This window comes from Sphingopyxis sp. H053 (assembly GCF_001468225.1).
Taxonomy (GTDB): Bacteria; Pseudomonadota; Alphaproteobacteria; order Sphingomonadales; family Sphingomonadaceae; genus Sphingopyxis.
Genome location: NZ_LNRU01000002.1, coordinates 403667 through 421308 on the forward strand (window position 1 = coordinate 403667; position 17642 = coordinate 421308).

Annotated in this window: 13 protein-coding genes; 8 read left to right on the forward strand and 5 right to left on the reverse strand. The window is 66.7% G+C overall.

What is annotated here, in order from left to right; all coding sequences use genetic code 11:
• Positions 1-48: 48 nt before the first annotated feature.
• Genes ATE70_RS04995 through ATE70_RS05005 form a run of 3 tightly spaced genes read right to left on the reverse strand, consistent with a single transcriptional unit; the run spans position 49 to position 4538 of the window.
• Positions 49-2415, reverse strand: coding sequence for a GH92 family glycosyl hydrolase (locus ATE70_RS04995; protein ID WP_231732821.1), 2367 nt, complete (start codon positions 2413-2415; stop codon positions 49-51).
• A gap of 39 nt (positions 2416-2454) precedes the next feature.
• Complete coding sequence (locus tag ATE70_RS05000; RefSeq protein WP_058536822.1) at positions 2455-3714, reverse strand: sugar MFS transporter; 1260 nt, start codon at positions 3712-3714, stop codon at positions 2455-2457.
• Positions 3711-4538 (reverse strand): class I mannose-6-phosphate isomerase, encoded by an 828-nt coding sequence (locus ATE70_RS05005; protein WP_058536823.1) that lies wholly within the window; start codon positions 4536-4538, stop codon positions 3711-3713. Before ATE70_RS05005 ends, ATE70_RS05000 begins: the two co-directional genes overlap by 4 nt.
• Positions 4539-4714: 176 nt before the next feature.
• Between ATE70_RS05005 and ATE70_RS05010 the strand changes: the two genes are divergently transcribed.
• Positions 4715-6100, forward strand: a complete 1386-nt coding sequence (locus ATE70_RS05010) for a sugar porter family MFS transporter (protein ID WP_082639645.1) — start codon at positions 4715-4717, stop codon at positions 6098-6100.
• Positions 6101-6104: 4 nt separating this feature from the next.
• On the opposite strand, the gene ATE70_RS05015 is transcribed toward ATE70_RS05010, so the two are convergent.
• Both ATE70_RS05015 and ATE70_RS05020 read right to left on the reverse strand, forming a co-directional pair.
• Complete coding sequence (locus ATE70_RS05015; RefSeq protein WP_058536824.1) at positions 6105-7346, reverse strand: ROK family transcriptional regulator; 1242 nt, start codon at positions 7344-7346, stop codon at positions 6105-6107.
• A gap of 173 nt (positions 7347-7519) precedes the next feature.
• On the reverse strand, positions 7520-9151 hold the full coding sequence (locus ATE70_RS05020; RefSeq protein WP_058536825.1) for an N-acyl-D-amino-acid deacylase family protein: 1632 nt from the start codon (positions 9149-9151) through the stop codon (positions 7520-7522).
• A 184-nt stretch (positions 9152-9335) separates the two neighbouring features.
• Here ATE70_RS05020 and ATE70_RS05025 point away from each other — a divergent pair, with 184 nt between their 5' ends.
• The 7 genes from ATE70_RS05025 (at position 9336) to dacB (ending at position 17608) form a co-directional block, all read left to right on the forward strand.
• Complete coding sequence (locus ATE70_RS05025) at positions 9336-10220, forward strand: LysR family transcriptional regulator (RefSeq protein WP_037512146.1); 885 nt, start codon at positions 9336-9338, stop codon at positions 10218-10220.
• Positions 10221-10315: 95 nt separating this feature from the next.
• On the forward strand, positions 10316-11338 hold the full coding sequence (dgcN, locus tag ATE70_RS05030; RefSeq protein WP_058536826.1) for an N-acetyltransferase DgcN: 1023 nt from the start codon (positions 10316-10318) through the stop codon (positions 11336-11338).
• Positions 11339-11348: 10 nt separating this feature from the next.
• Entirely contained in the window at positions 11349-12341 is a 993-nt protein-coding gene (dgcA, locus tag ATE70_RS05035; RefSeq protein ID WP_058536827.1) for an N-acetyl-D-Glu racemase DgcA, read from the forward strand.
• Positions 12342-12362: 21 nt separating this feature from the next.
• A complete protein-coding gene (locus ATE70_RS05040; protein ID WP_058536828.1) occupies positions 12363-13601 on the forward strand; it encodes a dicarboxylate/amino acid:cation symporter in 1239 nt (412 codons plus the stop codon).
• On the forward strand, positions 13598-15106 hold the full coding sequence (locus ATE70_RS05045; protein ID WP_231732820.1) for a permease: 1509 nt from the start codon (positions 13598-13600) through the stop codon (positions 15104-15106). The genes ATE70_RS05040 and ATE70_RS05045 overlap by 4 nt, the downstream gene beginning before the upstream one ends.
• Complete coding sequence (locus tag ATE70_RS05050) at positions 15103-16125, forward strand: serine hydrolase domain-containing protein (protein ID WP_058536829.1); 1023 nt, start codon at positions 15103-15105, stop codon at positions 16123-16125. The genes ATE70_RS05045 and ATE70_RS05050 overlap by 4 nt, the downstream gene beginning before the upstream one ends.
• 1 nt (position 16126) lies before the next feature.
• A complete protein-coding gene (gene dacB / locus ATE70_RS05055) occupies positions 16127-17608 on the forward strand; it encodes a D-alanyl-D-alanine carboxypeptidase/D-alanyl-D-alanine endopeptidase (protein WP_058536830.1) in 1482 nt (493 codons plus the stop codon).
• Positions 17609-17642 lie beyond the last annotated feature (34 nt).

A 17642-nucleotide genomic window follows, 5' to 3' on the forward strand; every position in this document is an offset into this window, starting at 1 on the left:
GGTCCTGGGCTCGCGCCCCCGCGGAGGGCGCGGGGGCGAGGGGCTGGGTCAGTGTTTTCGCAACATCGACGGCGGTGCGGCGCCGGGCGCGGCGCCCCACGCCTTGTTCGGCTTGGCGCCCATCGTGAAGACGAAGGTCGCGCCGTCCTTCACATCGTCGTGGCGGAACCACGGCTTGTTCCACGGCTTGCCGTTCAGCGTCGCCGACTGGATATAGACGTTGGTGGCCGAATTGTTGCGCGCGACGATCCGCAGCGTCTTGCCATTGCCCATGTCGAGGCTGGCGTCGTCGAACACCGGGCTGCCGATGATATAATCCTGGCTCGACGGATCGACCGGGTAAAAGCCGAGCGCGCTCAAGGCGTACCACGACGAGGTCGCGCCCTGATCGTCCATCCCCGGATAGCCGTAACCCGCGGCATCGCTGGCGTAGGTCTTGTCGAGGATCTGGCGCACCAGCGCCTGCGTCTTCCAGGGCTGGCCGCTCCAGTTGTAATAATAGGGCGCCTGCTGGTCGGGCTGGTTGCCGTGCACATATTGGCCGATCACGCCGGTGCAGTCGCGGCAGATGCCCGTCGGATTGTAAGGCTTGGTGAAAAACTCGTCGAGTTTGGCATTGAACGCGTCGCGCCCGCCAATGAGGCCGATCAGCCCCTCTACGTCGTGCGGGACGAGCCACAAGGTCGACCAGCCCGACGCCTCCTTCATCATGAAATTGTAATAGGGTTCCTGCGGGTCGAAGGGCGCGATCCACTTGCCGTCGGCGGTGCGCCCGCGGATGAAGCCGATCGATTTGTCGAACACATTGGCATAGTTGCCCGCGCGCTTCAGGAACATCTTGTGGTCGGCGTCCTTGCCGAGCTTTTTCGCGTAGAGCGCGAGCGCATAATCGTCCCACGCATATTCGAGCGTCTTGTCCGCGCCCGCCTTGCCGCCGGCGTAGGGCGGGCTGGGATTATGATCGGGCACGATGTCCGAAATCCACCCCTGCTCCATATATTCTGCGAGATAGCCGCGCGGCCCCTTCGGGTCGGTCGCGTTCTTGCGCAGATATTCATAAGCGGCTTCATAATCGAATTCGATGCCGCGCTCCCACGCGCCGAGGAACAGGAACACCGCATTGTCGCCGTGGAACGAGGTGTTCATATAGCCCTTCTCGCGCGCCATCGCGAGTTCGGACGCCATGATATTCTGGACCGCCTCGGGCTCCATCAGTTCGAGCAGGACGATCTGGTTGCGCCCCGTGTCCCAGAAAGGAACCGGCCCGTAACGGTCGTGCGTCGCGGTCTGGACCTTGCCGTTGGTGTCGGCGAATTTCTCGCCCGTCTGCGCGATCAGGCGCGGCGAGGCGAAGGACTGGAACAGCGTCGAGTAGAAGAGCCCCCGCTGCTTGTCGGTGCCGCCGGTCACGCGGACGCGGTTCAGCAGCTGCGCCCAGGTATCGCGCGCTGCCGCATGGACGCCGTCGAAATCCCATCCCGGCACTTCGGCGGCGAGCCGCTGCGCGGCCTGCTCATAGCTGGTGCCATGCGCCATCTTCACCAGCACCTGCTCGCCGGCTTTCGTCTTGAAGGTCACATAGCTGCCGGCATAGCTGCCCGTCATTTCGCGCCCGCCGGGTTTCACATCGCTGGTGCCGATGCCCCAGCCCGCATTGTCGCCCGGCGATTTGCGGAAGGTGCCGAGCGCGGCGAAGGGCTTCGAAAATTCGGCGACGAAATAGCCGCCGTCGGCGCTGTCCTTGTCGTTCGATATGCCGCGTATGATGCGGTCGCCGACCACCTCGACCGAGCCGCCGTGGCGCGGCAGGTTGACGATGATGTTCGACCGCTCGCTCGCGGGGAAGGTGAAGCGCATGACGCTCGCCCAGCGCGTCGCGGTCAGTTCGGCCTGCGTGCGAAAGCTGTCGAGATAGACCGAATAATAGCCCGGCGACGCCCTTTCGCGCGACTTGTCATAATAGGACTGGCTGTAGGCGGGCGGCGGCGACCAGTCGCCGACGACGGGCATGATGAACGGCTCGGCGCCGCCGCCATAGGTCGAGCCGCCGCCGCCGGTGAAGCCGATCATCGTCGGGTTGGTGTAATAATAGGGAACGGGGACGCCGTTCGGATAGAGAAGCTCGATATTATTGTTCACCGGCGCCGCTTCGACCGACCCGTGCGGCAGGCGCGCGCCCGGCGAGGTCTGCCCCGAATAGACAGGCTCGCCCGGCGGAGGCGCATTGCCGATCACCGCGGGATCGTCGAGCGGCGCGGTGCCGACGAGCGGGTTGGCGAGATCGACCGGCGACTGACCGGCTTTTGGCTGCGCCGCCACGGGCGATAAGGCGAGCATGAGCGGCAATATCGCCGCCGACGACGCCAGCATGGCGCCAAATTTCCACCCGCGGTTCACATTCCTGTCGATATCCATTGCGACCCTCTTCCCTGAATATTTTCGTTGATTGCGTGGTCAGTGCAGCGAAGTTGCGAAGCTGGTCGTCCGCGCCGGCTCCCGCGCCGCGCGCCAGCCGAACAGCGCGATGACGAGGTAACAGGCCATCGGCACCAGAAAGGCGAGGAAGCGGCTGCCGCTCGCGTCGGCGACCTGCGCGAAGACGAGCGGCACGAGCGCGCCGCCGACGATCGCCATGCAGAGCAGCCCCGACGTCGCCGACGCGGGCGCGGTCGAACGCTCGATCGTCAGCGAGAAGATCACGGGGAACATGATCGAGTTGAACAGCCCGACCGAGATCGCGAGCACGCCCGCCGCCGGCCCGCTGATCTGGCTGATCGTCAGGCAGATCAGCGCCGCGGCGACCGCCGCCACCGCGAGGAGCGGACCCGCGGGCAGCTTGTAGAGGAGACCCGAGCCGATAAAGCGCCCGATCATCGCGCCGAGCCAATAGAGGCTGACGAAGCTCCCCGCCTGTACCGCGCTGATCGCGAACACATCGGGCTGTTCGAGGAAATTGACCATCGCGCTGCCGATCGCGACCTCGGCACCGACATAGAGGAAGATCGCGAGCGCGCCGGCGAGCGCCCACGGCGATGCAAAGGCGCTCGACACGCGCGCGCCCGTCTCGACCGGCGGCGCGGCCGCGGTGATCTCGTGGCGGACGCGATACAGGAACATCGCGAGCACTGCGATCACCGCCGCGATGAAGACATAAGCGACGTCGATCCGGCCGAGCGAATAGGCGATCTTCGCCTCGGTCACCGGCCCGTCTTCGAACAATCCGCCCTGCAGCAGCGTCCGCGCCGCGAGATAGGGCGCGATAACGGTGCCGAACGAATTGAACGCCTGACTGAGCACCAGCCGGAAATGCGAGCGTTCGGGACGGCCGAGCGATGCCGACAGCGGGTTCGCCGCGACCTGCAGCAGCGTAATCCCCGACGCGATCACGAACAGGCCGACGAGCACGATCGAATATTCGCGCACGACGGTCGCCAGCGGCATGATCAGGCAGCCGGCGATCATCGTCGCGAGCGCCACGATAATTGAATTGGCCGCACCGAGCCGCCCCATGATCGCCGCCGCAGGAAGCGAGACGACACCATAGGCCATGAAGAAGGCGAATTGGGTGAGGAAGCTTTCGGTATCGCTGAGCGCGAAGATCGCCTTCACCGCGGGGATCAAAATGTCGTTGACCGCGGTCACCGCGCCCCAGACGAAGAAGAGCATGGTGACATAGCCGAAGGTCCAGGCGGTGCCCGAGCGGCTGGCGGTCATGCGAGTCTCTCCGCGCCCGGATAGGCGAGCAACAGGTCGGCCCCGGCCTCGGCATCGAGTTGCACCGAGCCGGTGAGCGCGAGACACTCGCCCGCCGCGAAAGCGACCCCGTCGACGGTGCCCTTGCCCGAAACCGGGATCAGCCATGCGGTGACGCCATCGGGCAGCGCGATCGTGCGCGTCCCACCGGCCAACCGTTCGAGCACGAACTTCGGCCCGTCGACAAGGATCGTGCGGTCGTCGGCGATGCGGCCGGGGGACGGATAGGCGGCATAGGGCTGCGGATCGGACACCGCGATGCCGTCCTCCAGATGCAGCTCGCGCGGGCGCCCATAGTCATAGAGGCGGTACGTCGTCTCGCTGTTCTGCTGCACCTCGATCAGCGTCAGACCCGCGCCGATCGCGTGCACCGTGCCCGAGGGGACGTAGAAGAAATCGCCTGCCTTCACGGACTTCCAGTCGAGCGATTGCTCGATGCTGCCATCGAGCGCGGCGTCGCGCAGCGCCGCCGTGTCGACCGGCGCTTTCGTTCCCAGCGCAATCGTCGAATCGGGCGCGGCGCCCAGGATCAGCCAGCATTCGTCCTTGCCGCGCGGCAGCCCGCGTGCATGCGCCTGTTCGTCGTCGGGATGCACCTGCACCGACAGTTTTTCGCTGGTGAAGAGATATTTGATCAGAAGATCGGGCGTGCTGTCGCCGGGCGCCTGGAACCAGATTTCGCCGACGGGCTCGCCGCCCGCGGGCGAATCGCGAAACGGCCCCCATAGCTGGTGGCGCCCCCAGGGCTTTTCCACGCGATGGGTCGCAAGCAATGTCGCCGGCACAAACCTCTCCCTGTTTCCCAGCCGCCGTTCCGGGTCTGGTTTGCAAAAACTGCCCCGGCCGGACGCCCCTCGTCAAGATAATAATGAAAATTAATTTATTTGATCGAAATCGCCGTTGTGGCATGGCTGTCGGCAATCAGGACGGGCGCCGATGCCCGATCCGTCGGAGAGAGTGGATGACAGGCAAGCACGACAGCGAAGCATTTCGGGTGCCCGGCGCACCGCAACGTCCGGGAGGGCGCGGCACGGGAGGTCGCGGTACTTTGGCCGCCGCGATCGGGACGGCGGCCCTGGCGGGTCTTCTCTTCGGATTCGATACCGCGGTGATCGCAGGGGTGACGGGTGACCTCACCCATCTCTTCGCGCTCACCCCCGAAACGCTCGGCATCACCGTAGCGGCCGCGCTCTGGGGCACCCTCGTCGGGGCGCTGTTCGCGGGCAAGCCGGGCGATGCGTTCGGCAGCCGCGACAGCCTGCGGATCCTCGCCGCCTTTTATTTCATCGCGGGAATCGGCTGCGCGCTGGCATCGAGCTGGCCGGCCTTCCTCATCTTCCGTTTCATGTGCGGGCTCGCGATCGGCGGCTCGTCGGTGCTTGCGCCCGTCTACATCGCCGAGATCGCGCCGCCGCGGCACCGCGGGTTCCTCGTCGGCCTGTTCCAGCTGATGATCGTGACCGGCATTCTCGTCGCCTATCTGAGCAACGCGACGATCGCGGGGCTGGTCGGCGGCGACGCGGCATGGCGGTGGAAGCTGGGCGTCACCGCCGCCCCCGCCCTGCTGTTCTTCGTTCTGCTGTTCGCGATCCCCAACAGCCCGCGCTGGCTCGTCGCCAAGGGACGCCGGGACGAAGCGGGCATCGCGCTGACGCGGATCGGCACCGCGCCCGATGCCGCCGAAGCCGAACTCCGCCGCGTCGAGCAGGCGCTCGAACGCGACCCGCCGGGGGAGAAGCTGTCGTGGCGCCGCCATCGGCGGCCGATAATGCTCGTGATCCTCGTCGCGATGTTCAACCAGCTCGCCGGCATCAACGCGGTGCTCTATTATCTCAACGACATCTTCGCGCGCGCGGGTTCGCTATCGCCCGACCGGCAGGCGGTGCTGATCGGCATCGCCAATCTGGTGTTCACGCTCGTCGGCATGGCGCTGATCGACCGGATCGGGCGCAAGACGCTTCTGCTCGCGGGCGCGGCGGGCATGACATTATGCCTCGCCGCCGCCGCAGGGGTCCTTTACGGCGCGCTCGACAACGGCCTGATGCTCCCCGCGCTCATCGGTTTCATCGCCTTCTTCGCGACGAGCCAGGGCGCGGTCATCTGGGTTTATATTTCGGAGATATTCCCGACCCCCGTCCGCGCGCGCGGCAGCGCGCTTGGCGCGAGCACGCATTGGCTGATGAACGCGCTGATCGCCGGTATCTTCCCGATATTGGTGGCGTGGTCGCCCGGCGCGCCGTTCGCGATCTTCGCCGCCGCGATGGTCGTCCAGTTCGTCGTCGTCGCGGCGATCTTCCCCGAAACGCGGGGTGTCGACCTCGACGAGATGGCGGAGCGGATCGAGTAAAGCGTCAGCGCCCCGCCTGCATCAGGATCGATTCGGACGGCAGGACATTGTCGAGGAACGGAATGATCGCGGCGCCGATCGCCGACGCATCGTCGGCCGCCTCGGCGCGTCGCACCGGCGCCACCACGGGAAGCTTGCGCCCCGCCATCCGCGCATTGAGCCGTTCGACGAGCGCGTCGACCAATTTGCCCGGAAGCCGCCCGCCGATGAGGATCGCGGCCGGATTGATCAGGCAATTGACCGCAATCAGCGGCTGGACCAGCACGTCGGCGGCATCGTCGAGCCATTGGACGATCACCGCCTCCTGCGCCGCCGGGCCGTCGATCAGCGCCTCGGGCCCGTCGACGACATGCCCCGCTGCTTCCAGCCGGGCGTAAAGCGCCGACAGCGAAACCGTGTCCTGCACATTCGCCCCCTCGCCGCGCGCCGGATCGGGCAGCGCCCAGATCTCGCCCGACCGCGAATCGGCGCCGCGTACGTAGCTGCGGTCGATCACCAGCCCGCCGCCGAGGCCCGCGCTGATCAGCAGGTAAAAGAAACTCGGCAGCGCGATGCCGTTGCCCAGATGGACTTCGCCGAGCGCCGCCGACGCGGCATCATTGTCGGCGTGGAGCGGCCAGGGCAGCACTTCGCCGAGCAGCGCGCCCAGGTCGATATCGTCCCACGCGTCATATTCGGTCGGCCGGTGCGGCAATGAAATCCGCCCGAGATCGTCGGGCAGCGCGACGCCGACGCCAAGGATGCGCCCCCGATCGACGCCGCCCTCTTCGAGTAGTCCAGGCAGGATGTCGCGGACATGATCGACGACCGTTCCGGGCAGCGCGAAGGCAATCTCGCGCGTGTGGCGGCTGCGAATCTTGCCCGCGAGGTCGAGCGTCACCAGCGTGATATGGTCGCGGTCGATGTTGAGCCCGATCGAGAAGGCGCCGTCGGGATCGATCACGATCCGCATCGCGGGCTGGCCGCGCTTGCCCTGCAGCCGTCCCGCCGGTTTGACGAGCCCCAGGTCGATCAGCCGCTTGGTGATATTGACGATCGTCGGCGGCGTCAGCCCGGTGACGCGCGCCAGGTCGCTGCGCGTCGTTTCGTCGGTCAGGCGAATAGCCTGCAGCACGATCCGCTGATTATAGTCGCCCGCGCGCTCCAGATTGGTGCCCGATAGGCTGAGCGTCAGCCGCGCGTCGCGCGCCTCTGGACCATTTTTCGTCGGTTGCCGCCGGTCAAGACCCGGAAGATTAAGGGCCATCGCTGGATTGTCCTTCAAACTGATCCGAATGCCCGGCGCCCCCCGCCAAACAGATTCGATTCATAAAGCATAGGCGCTTTAATAATTCGAATTTAGATAAAGCGGAGCAACGCCCTCCTGTCAATGACGGGCGCTAAGGCTGTGCAGCGATCAGGTTGAAGCGTGGTTGTCGGCTATGGGCATCCGGCCGGACGGGGCCGCAGCAAAGCACGGCCCGCGGCGACGCCGGTCGTCCGGCCGTCGTCGACCGCCAGCGCGCCGTTGACGAACAATTTGCTGACGCCAACGCTCAGCTCGCGCGGGCGCACATAATCGGCGCGCGGGGCATATTGGTCGGGGTTGAAGACGAGTATATCGGCGAAATAGCCGGGACGCAGATAGCCGCGCCGGTCGAGCTTGTAGATGTCGGCGGTGCGCCCCGTCGACTGGCGGATGAAGGTAGCGAGGTCGATGACCTTCCGCTCGCGGACATAGCGCACATATTTTTCGGGAAAGGTCGCGAACATGCGCGGATGGCCGTCCGAGCCGTCGGACGATGTCACCATCCACGGCTGCTTCATCAGCAGGTCGACGTCGGCCTGCGCCATGTTGAACGACGCGACCGCGGTGCCGCCGCTCTTCTGTTCGCCCGCTTCGATGCTCTGCCGGATGATGCGCAGCGCGGCGTCGCGGCTGTCGAGCTTCCACGTGTCTGCTACCTGTTCGAGCGTCTGGCCGGTCCAGGGAAAGCCCTGCGCGATGAGCAGCAGCGCACTCGCGCCGCCGCGCCGGCGAAGATTCTCCTGCATCTCGCCGCGAATCCGTTCCAGCGTTGCGGGATCATCGAGCCGCTTCAGCAAGGCCGGCCCGCCGCCGTCGACCGCCCAGCGCGGCAGCAGCGACGCATCGAGGCTCGATCCCGACGCCAGCCAGGGATATTGATCGGCGGTCACATCGACCCCCGACTTGCGCGCGGCGTCGATCGCGTCGATCACCGCGCCCGCCTGTCCATGCACATCGACGCCAAGCGCTTTCAGATGCGCGAAATGGACGGGCATTCCCGCCTGCCGCCCGATGTCGATCGCTTCCTGCACCGACCCGAGCAGGCCGATGCTGTAGCTCGATTCGTCGCGCTGGTGGGTGTCGTAGACGCCGCCGTGGCGCGCGGCCTCGCGCGCCACCGCCACGACCTCGTCCGTGATAGAAAAGCTTTGCGGCGCATAGAAGAGGCCGGTCGACAGGCCGACGGCGCCTTCGCACATGCCCTTGGCCACCAGCGCTTTCATCCGGTCGAGTTCGGCGGGGCTCGGCGCGCGCGCATCCTGACCGAGCACGCGCTGGCGAACCGGGCCGAACCCGACGAACGGAACGATATTGGTGCCGATCCCCGATGCCGCGAGCTTGCCGGCATCCTCCGCAACATCGGGCGTACCCGACCCGTCGACCCCGATCATCACGGTGGTCGCGCCCTGATTGAGCCACGCCGCATTGACGCGCACCGCCTTGTCGGGCGAACGGATGAAGCTGTCGGCATGGGTGTGCGGATCGATGAAGCCCGGCGCGACGATCATGCCCTTGGCGTCGATGACCTTGCCCGCCTTATGGCGGCCCGACTTGCCAACATAGACGATCTGGTCGCCGCGGATCGCGACATCGCCGACAAAGGGCTTGCCCTCGCCGCCGTCGTAGATCGTGCCGCCGCGGATGATCACATCGACCGTCTGATCCGCCTTCGCCGCCGCTCCGCCCACGCAGAGCAGCGCTGCGGCCACCGACAGCGAACCGATCGTGCGGCGAACCGAAAGCGAAGCAAGCGGTTGGGGCATCGGCGTGATCCTTCCATGGAGCTTTTATCAGGGACGAAGATGTCTCGATTGCACGTCCCGCGTCCAGACAGCGTTGTTGCACCCCCTATAACCCGATGGCATAGAGATCAAAGCCACAACAATATCCGGCCAAAACAAGGGGCAATCGCACGCCCCGGTGTCGCAACTTCGGGATCCTAATGGAATGAACCTGCGCCAGATCGAGATATTCCACGCGGTCTTCCTGCACGGCACGGTCAGCGCCGCGGCGCGGTCGCTCAACGTGTCGCAGCCGTCGGTGACCAAGGTGCTGCGCCATGCCGAACGCTCGATCGGCCTGACCCTGTTCGAACGGTCGAAGGGGCGGCTGATCCCGACGCAGGACGCGCACACGCTGTTCGCCGAAGTCTCCGACATTCAGGACCGGGTGCGCTCGCTGCGCCAGGCGTGCCAGAATTTGCGCCACGGGCGCGGCGGGCTGCTCCGCATTTCGGCGCTTCCCTCGCTCGGGCTCGGCGCGATACCCGAGGCCGTCGCCCGCTTCATGGGCGATCATGCGGACATCATGTTCGACCTCCAGACGCTGCATCACGACGAAATGGTGCGCAAACTCTATGAGCATGAAACCGACATCGCGATCAGTTTCGAAGTGCCCTTGTCGGCGCCCGTCGCGCATCAGGTGATCGGCGAGGGCGAGCTGGTCGTCATCTATCGTGAAGGGGACATGCCCGGCGCACCGCCGCGCCTGCACCTCGACGAGCTGCGCGGGCACAAGTTCATCAGCCCGGTGCAAGGCGGCCCGATCGGACGGATGCTGTCGAGCGAGCTCAGCCGACTCGAGGTCGAGCTGGACGAGGTCGTTTCGGCGCGCACCTATTATGTCGCCGCGGCGTTGGTGGGTGCGGGGGTCGGCATGGCGATCGTCGACAATTTCACCGCGCATGCCGCGCTGCCCCCCGGGCTATCGAGCCGGCCGCTGCAGCCCGCGATCACCTTCGACATCAACGCGGTCTATCTGCAGAACCGCCCGCCGTCGCGAACGGCGTCGGCGTTCCTCGCGGTGCTCGCGACGGTGATCGAGGGGCTATAGCGTCAAGCTATAGGATATGGGGCGCTAGATATTGGGGCGTTACGGCAGCAAGGGATAATATCGGCCTCTCATCATCTCGCAGGTTTCCCGGATCCATGATCGAAACGCCCTATCTTCTCTACCTCGGCCACTCGAGCGACCCCGCCGACATCAAGACCTCGCGCGGGCTCGCGGTGTTCCGGCCCGACATCAGCATCGGCGAATATCGCCACGACGATTGCCCGCTGACTCTGGACCTGCCACGCATGGATTTCGCCGCAGCGCACGACGCCGGTGCGCGGACGCTAGTGCTCGGCATCGCCAATGCGGGCGGCAAGCTGGGTGAGGATCTGATCGTCGATGCGCTCGCCGCGATGGACGCCGGGCTCGACATCGCATCGGGGCTCCACCACCGGCTGAACGCCGAACCGCGCCTGATTGCAGCCGCGGCGCGGCTCGGCCGCAAGCTCCACGACGTGCGCGACCCGCGGCCCGACATTCCGATCGGCAACGGCAAGCCGCGCGCGGGCAAAAGGCTGCTGACCGTCGGCACCGATTGTTCGGTCGGCAAGATGTACACGACGCTCTGCCTCGCCAGCGCACTCGAAAAGCGCGGCGTGGCCGCCGATTTCCGCGCGACCGGGCAGACCGGCATATTGATCGCGGGCGACGGCGTCCCGCTCGACGCCGTGGTCGCAGACTTCATTTCGGGCGCAATCGAGCAAATTTCGCCCGCGCGCAGCGACGACGGCTGGGACCTGATCGAAGGGCAGGGCTCGCTCTATCATCCCTCCTTCGCCGGCGTGTCGACGGGGCTGCTGCACGGCGCGCAGCCCGACGCGCTCGTCCTCTGCCACGACCCGGTGCGCCCGCATATGCGCGGCCTGCCGCACTATCCGCTGCCCGGCATTGCCGAAACGCTGGAGGCCAATCTGCGCGTGGCGCGGCTGACCAATGCCGACGTGCAAGTGGTCGGCATCGCGCTCAACACCTCGGCGATGTCCGAAGATGAAGCGAAGGCGCTGTGCGCGAGAACCGAAGCAGAATTCGGGCTGCCTACCAGCGATCCCTATCGCTTCGGGGTCGAGGCAATCCTCGACCGGTTGCTGGACGCGCCCGCCACCGCCGAAACCGTCTGATCGCCCGGCGATGCCCCGCATCCTGACCGTCGCCGGCGAGACCCTGCCGCTGCACACGCCGTTTCGCATCTCGCGCGGGGTCAAGACCGCCGCCGAGGTCGTGACCGTCGCCATCGCGCAGGATGGGGTCACCGGCCGCGGCGAATGCGTCCCCTACCCCCGCTATGGCGAGAATGTCGAAAGCACGATCGCTGCGATCGAAGCGGCGCGCGGCGCGATCGAGCGCGGCGTGGGCCGGCAGGAGTTGCTGCAACTGATGCCCGCGGGTGCCGCGCGCAACGCGGTCGACTGCGCGCTGTGGGATCTGGAACTGCGCCTCGCGGGAAGCGATTTCGCGGCGGCGCTGGGACTTGAAAAGCCGCTCCGTCCGATCGTCACCGCAATGACGGTCAGCCTCGACACCCCCGACCGCATGGCGGTTGCTGCCGCCGCACTCGCAGACGCGCCGCTGGTCAAGGTCAAGGTCGACCGCAGCGATCCGGCCGCACAGCTGGGGGCCGTCCGCGCTGCGGCGCCCAAGCCGAAAATGATCGTCGATCCCAATGAAAGCTGGACCATATCGGAGGTCCGCGACTTGCAGGGGCTGATGACCGATCTGCGCATCGACCTGCTCGAACAGCCACTCCCCGCCGACGCCGACCGCGACCTCATCGGTTTCCGGTCGGCGATCCCGATTGCCGCCGACGAGGCGGTGCATGTCGCGGCCGATCTCGACAGCCTGCCCGACGGCTATGGCGTCGTGAACATCAAGCTCGACAAGACCGGCGGGCTCACCGCCGCGCTCGATCTCGCGCAAGCAGCGCGCGCGCGCGGGCTCGATGTGATGACCGGCTGCATGATCAGTTCGTCGCTCTCGATCGCGCCCGCCTGGGCCATCGCGGCGACGAGCAGCTTCGTCGACCTTGACGGACCGCTCTGGCTTGCAGAGGATCGCTCGGGCGGGGTCAGCGCGGCGAACGGTATCATGGCGCCGCCGCGGCCCGGTTTCTGGGGCGGTATTTGATACGATAAAACAGGGGGACGGATGACGGGGTTTCTTCGCGGCTGGTTCGCAGTGCCGCTGTGGCAACGCGTATTGGGCGCGATGGTCGTCGGCGTGCTGCTGGGGCTCCTGTGGCCTGCCGCGACGGGCGCGATCGCCTTCATCGGCGAATTGTTCGTCCGCGTGATCCGGATGCTCGTTGTCCCGATCGTCTTCATCAGCATCGCGTCGGGCGTCACCGCGCTCGCCGACCCGCGAAAGCTGGGGTCGGTCGGCGCGCGGACGGTCGGCCTGTTCGCGGCGACCACCTTCTGCGCGGTGTCGATCGGCATGATCGTGGGCCTGCTGCTCGAACCCGGGCAGGGCGCCGCGCTGGGCACCGCCACGCCGCACGCGCTGGGTGAGCCCAAGTCGCTGCACGACCAATTGATCGGCATCGTCCCCGTCAATATCGTCGAGGCGCTCGTTGCAGGCGACATGCTCGCGATCATCTTCTTTTCCATGCTTTTCGGCTTTGGCGTCATTCTCGCGGGGGAGCCGGGGCGCCCGATGGCAGACCTGTTGCAGTCGGCAGGGCAAGTGCTGTTCCAGCTGGTGCGGATCGTCATGGAAATCACCCCGTTCGGCGTGCTGGCGCTGATCGCGAAGGCGGTCGCCGACAATGGCGTTGCGGTGTTCGCCAACATCGGCTGGCTGGCAGTCGGGGTCGCGGCGGGAGTCATCCTGCAGATATTGCTCGTCCACGTGCCGCTGATCGCCTTTGTCGCGCGGCGGCCGGTGCTCCGTTTCTATCGCACGATTATCGACGCGCTGGCGGTCGCCTTTTCGACCGCCTCCTCGGCCGCGACGCTGCCCGTCGCGCTCCGCATCGCGCTCGAGGATTTGCGGATCGCGCCCGGGGTCGCCAAGACCGTGCTGCCGATCGGTGCGAGCATCGGCAAGGACGGCACCGCGATGTACGTCGGGCTGCTCAGCATTTTCGCGTTGCAGGCGGTCGGCGTCGAACCCGACCTGCCGATGCTCGCGATCGTCCTGCTCACCGGCGCGCTCGCCGCGTTCGGCACGGCGCCGATCCCGTCGGCATCGCTCTTCATGCTCGCCGCCGTCCTCTCCGCAGCCGGAGTTTCGCCCGAGCAGACCGCTCTCGTCGTCGGCTTCGTCCTGCCCTTTGACCGGCTGCTCGACATGACGCGCACCGTCGCAAGCGCGAGTGCGAACCTCACGATCACCAGCGTCGTCGCGCGCTGGGAAAAAGCCGTCGAGCCGGAGGAAAAGGCGTGACCACAGCGGCGGCCGAGGCCGTGGCGGGGGCCCTCGCAGGCGACCTGCCCGCCAGGCCATCGGCACGGCGCCTGCTCGGCCTTTACCTGCTGCTCGGCTTTTCGGCGGGGCTGCCTTTCTACATGTTCAACGCGGTGCTGACGCTGCGCCTCGCGCGGCACGGCGTCGATATCGTCATCATCGGCTTCTTCGCGTGGATCGCGTTGCTGCCGACGTTCAAATTCGCCTGGGCGCCGCTGATCGAGCGCTACGACGTGCCCGGATTTTCGCGTTTCTGGGGGCGCCGGCGCGGGTGGATCATGCTGTCGCAGCTCGGCATCTTCCTGTCGATGGTCGCGATGGCCTTCACCTCGAGCGACAAGAGCCTGCCGCTGACCGCGCTGTTCGCGGTCGTGCTCGCCTTCTGGACAACGACATTGGAGGTTGCCGCCGACGGCTGGCGCATCGAGCTTGCGCCGACGCAGGCCGAACAGGCGCCAATCGTCGCCGCGAACCTGTGGGGCTATCGCAGCGCGATGGTCGCGGCGGGGAGCGGCGCGATCCTCGTTGCGGCGTGGGCCGACTGGACCTGGGCCTATCTGGTGATCGCTGTCGCCGCCTTCCTGCCCTTCCCGATCCTCGCGGCGATGCGGCCCGAACGCGAAGGCACCGGGGGCCGGACGCAGGCACTCGTCGCGGGAACGCTCACCAGCCTGTTCGTCATACTCGCCACCGCAATCGTCACCGCTGTGATCGGCTGGGCGCTGCTCTCGGCGGTCCAAGGTGCGGGCATTTCGGCGAAGACCAACGTCACGCCGTTTGTATTGGCGATCGCCTTGCTGCCCTTCGTCGCGCTGGCGCTCGCCTTGCCGCGCATTCGCCGCCTGCCCGCCGATGCCCTTTCGAACGTATCGACCTTCGCCGCGCCTTATGTCGAACTGTTCTGGCGTTATGGCACGCCCGTGCTCGCGGTGCTCGCCTTCGTCTCGCTCTATCGCATGGGCGACGTACTCACGCTGACGCTGTCGCACCCGCTGTGGAACGACAAGGGTTACAGCCTGCACCAGATCGGCATTGCCGATGGCGTCGTCGCGCTGTCCGCAAGCATGCTCGGCGTCGCACTCGGCGGCTTTCTGTCGACGCGGCTGTCGCTCGGCTGGACGCTCGGGATCGGCGCGGTGACGGCGGCGGCGGGCAACTGGATTTATGTCTGGCTGTGGCACAGCGAGCCGTCGGCCTTTGTCCTCTATACCTCGGTCGCGGTCGACCAGTTCGGCAACGGGTTCGCGGGTGCGGTGTTCGTCGTTTACCTGTCGATGCTCGTCAGCCCGACCTATCCGGGCGCGCAATATGCGCTGCTGTCGGGCTTTGCCTTCCTGCTCCCGCGTCTGCTCGCGGGCGCGTCGGGCTCGATGCAGACGCAGATCGGCTATGACGGCTTCTTTCTGCTTTCGGGCGCGCTGAGCTTTGCCGCGATCTTCCTGCTACCCATCATCGTGCGGGTGAAAGGCCGCGTGCCGACATGACGATCGAGGCGATTTGCGAAGGGGGCTTTGCGCCCGCGCTCGAAGCGGTCGAAAGCGGCCGCATTCCCGGCGCTGCGCTGGGGATCGTGTCCGCCGACGGCGAGCGCGCGGTGCACTTCGCCGGAATGGCCGCGCTTGTCTCCGAGCGCGAGGCGCTTACACGCGATCACTGGTTCGACCTCGCCTCGCTCAGCAAGGTGATCGCGACGACCACGATCATCATGAAACTCGCCGAACAGGGACGCCTCGACCTCGACCGGCCGCTGACCGATGCGATCCCCGATCTCCGCCAATATGACGTCGCGGGCGCTGCCGAACGCCGGCTGACTTTTCGCGACTGCCTGATGCACAGGACCTTCCTGCCCGCGGTCGAGCCCATATACACCTATGGCGACGATCCGGCGCGGCTGCGCGCGTTTGTCCTGCAGCGCGAATGGCGGCACGGACCGCCGGTCTATTCGGACATCAATTTCATCCTGCTCGGCATCGCGATCGAGCGCCTCACGGGCGCGCCGCTGTCGGACTGGCCGTTCGGCGCGGGGCTCGGCTTTGGCCCGCCGCCCGGCCCGGCGGTCGCCACCGAGGATTGCAGCTGGCGCGGGCGCGTGATGAAGGGCGAGGTGCACGACGAAAATGCGTTCGCGCTCGGCGGCGCGCCGGGTCATGCGGGGCTGTTCGGCACGGTCGATGGCGTGCTGGGGTTCGCGCGCGCGATGCTTGATGGCTCGATGCTGTCGCCCGCGATGTTGGCCGAGGTGCGCACAGCGGACGAACGCCATCGCACTTGTGGGTGGGAGCGCGCCTTTGCCGGATGGCATGGCGGCGATGCCTGTTCGGCCGACACGATCGGTCACACGGGTTTTACCGGCACCGGGCTGTGGATCGATTTCGAGCGCGGCGTTGCGTGGACCTTACTCACCAACCGGGTCCATCCGACCCGCCACGCCGACAGCGGCATCACGATCCTGCGCCCCGCGGTGGGCGAGCGGGTCATTACAGCTTGGGACGAACGAAATTAATATGACGACATCGATTGGACGCTTCGCGCTCGCATCGGCTCTCGCGCTGTCGCTTTCGCTGACCGCGGCCCACGCACAGACGACCCCGGCGCCCCTGCCACTGCTGACGACGGTCGAACAGAAACTGGCCGAGGGACCCGCGGGGTCGCGCTTCGGCCTGCTCGTCACCACGCTCGATGGCGAAGTGCTGCTGTCGATCGCTCCCGACCAGCGCTTCATCCCCGCCTCGAACACCAAGATGTTCACGACCGCGATCGCCTATGCCGAGCTGCCGTTGCTCCAGCGGACGGCAAAGGGCACCGGCGTGCGGCTCGAAACGGGCGCCGATGGCAAGGTCGACGTCGTGCTGCACGGCCGCGGCGACGCGCTGCTGTCGAGCGTCGACGACTGCAAGGTCGATTGCCTTCAGACGCTCGCCGACGCGGTCGCGGCGAAGACGCGCCAGGTCCGCAACATCATCGGCGACGACAGCTGGTTCCCCGACGAGCGCTGGGGCCCGGGGATGAGCTGGAACAATATCCAGTCGCGTTACGGCACCGGCACCTCGGCGCTGACGCTCGACGACAATGAGCTGGTGGTGAAGCTGACGCCGGGCGTGGTCGGCGCCGCGCCGGGTGTGCAGGCATCGGGCTATTATATCATCGAAAATCGGGTCACGACCGTCGCGGGCAAGGAAGAGGCGATCGAGGCCGACCGCATGCCGAACAGCCGTGTCCTTCGCCTGACGGGCACCGTCGGCGCCGAGGTCGCGCCCCTGACGCTGCGCTATGGCATCGACGATCCGGCGCATTATGCCGCGTGGCGCCTTGGCGAATTGCTGCGCGCGCGCGGTGTACGCGTCGATGGCCAAATCGAAGCACGCCACCGGCCGCTGACGCCCGCCGACGATCCCGAGAACCGCAAGGGCACGACGGCCACCCTGCCCGCCGAACCCGCGATGCTTGCCGAATTGCCCGCGCCGTCGCTCGCCGAAAATATGGTGCGGATCAACAAGGAGAGCCAGAATCTCCACACCGAACTGATGCTGCGCCGCGTCGCGCGGCAGGCGGGCAGCGGCTCGATCGCCGACGGGCAGGCGGTGATGCATCGCGTGATGACGCAGGCGGGGCTGCCCGCGACCGGCTATTTCTTTGCCGATGGCTCGGGCATGTCGTCGTATAATCGCATCACCCCTCGCGCCGCGGTCGGCCTGCTCGGCTGGATCGCGCGCCAGCCGTGGGGCATGGCGTGGCGCGGAACGCTGCCGATCGCCGGGCGCGACGGGACGCTGCAGAGCCGTTTCAAGGGCACGATTTTGGAGGGCAAATTGTTCGCCAAGACCGGATCGCTCAATGCGTCGCGCGCGCTGTCGGGTTATCTGACGACGCGCAGCGGCAAGACGCTGATCTTCTCGGCGCTGGCGAACGACATGCCCGAGGACACCGATGCGCAGGCCACCGCCGCGGTCGACCGCGCGCTCGTGGCGATCGCCGAGGCGCTTTAGGCAACCATTTTGTATCCGTTCGTGTCGAGCGAAG

Excerpts from the sequence above, each read along its gene's own strand:
- ATE70_RS04995 (WP_231732821.1), bottom strand. The coding sequence starts at position 2,415 with ATGGATATCGACAGGAATGTGAACCGCGGGTGGAAATTTGGCGCCATG.
- ATE70_RS05000 (WP_058536822.1), bottom strand. The coding sequence starts at position 3,714 with ATGACCGCCAGCCGCTCGGGCACCGCCTGGACCTTCGGCTATGTCACC.
- ATE70_RS05010 (WP_082639645.1), top strand. The coding sequence starts at position 4,715 with ATGACAGGCAAGCACGACAGCGAAGCATTTCGGGTGCCCGGCGCACCG.
- ATE70_RS05015 (WP_058536824.1), bottom strand. The coding sequence starts at position 7,346 with ATGGCCCTTAATCTTCCGGGTCTTGACCGGCGGCAACCGACGAAAAAT.
- ATE70_RS05020 (WP_058536825.1), bottom strand. The coding sequence starts at position 9,151 with ATGCCCCAACCGCTTGCTTCGCTTTCGGTTCGCCGCACGATCGGTTCG.
- ATE70_RS05025 (WP_037512146.1), top strand. The coding sequence starts at position 9,336 with ATGAACCTGCGCCAGATCGAGATATTCCACGCGGTCTTCCTGCACGGC.
- dgcN (WP_058536826.1), top strand. The coding sequence starts at position 10,316 with ATGATCGAAACGCCCTATCTTCTCTACCTCGGCCACTCGAGCGACCCC.
- dgcA (WP_058536827.1), top strand. The coding sequence starts at position 11,349 with ATGCCCCGCATCCTGACCGTCGCCGGCGAGACCCTGCCGCTGCACACG.
- ATE70_RS05040 (WP_058536828.1), top strand. The coding sequence starts at position 12,363 with ATGACGGGGTTTCTTCGCGGCTGGTTCGCAGTGCCGCTGTGGCAACGC.
- ATE70_RS05050 (WP_058536829.1), top strand. The coding sequence starts at position 15,103 with ATGACGATCGAGGCGATTTGCGAAGGGGGCTTTGCGCCCGCGCTCGAA.
- dacB (WP_058536830.1), top strand. The coding sequence starts at position 16,127 with ATGACGACATCGATTGGACGCTTCGCGCTCGCATCGGCTCTCGCGCTG.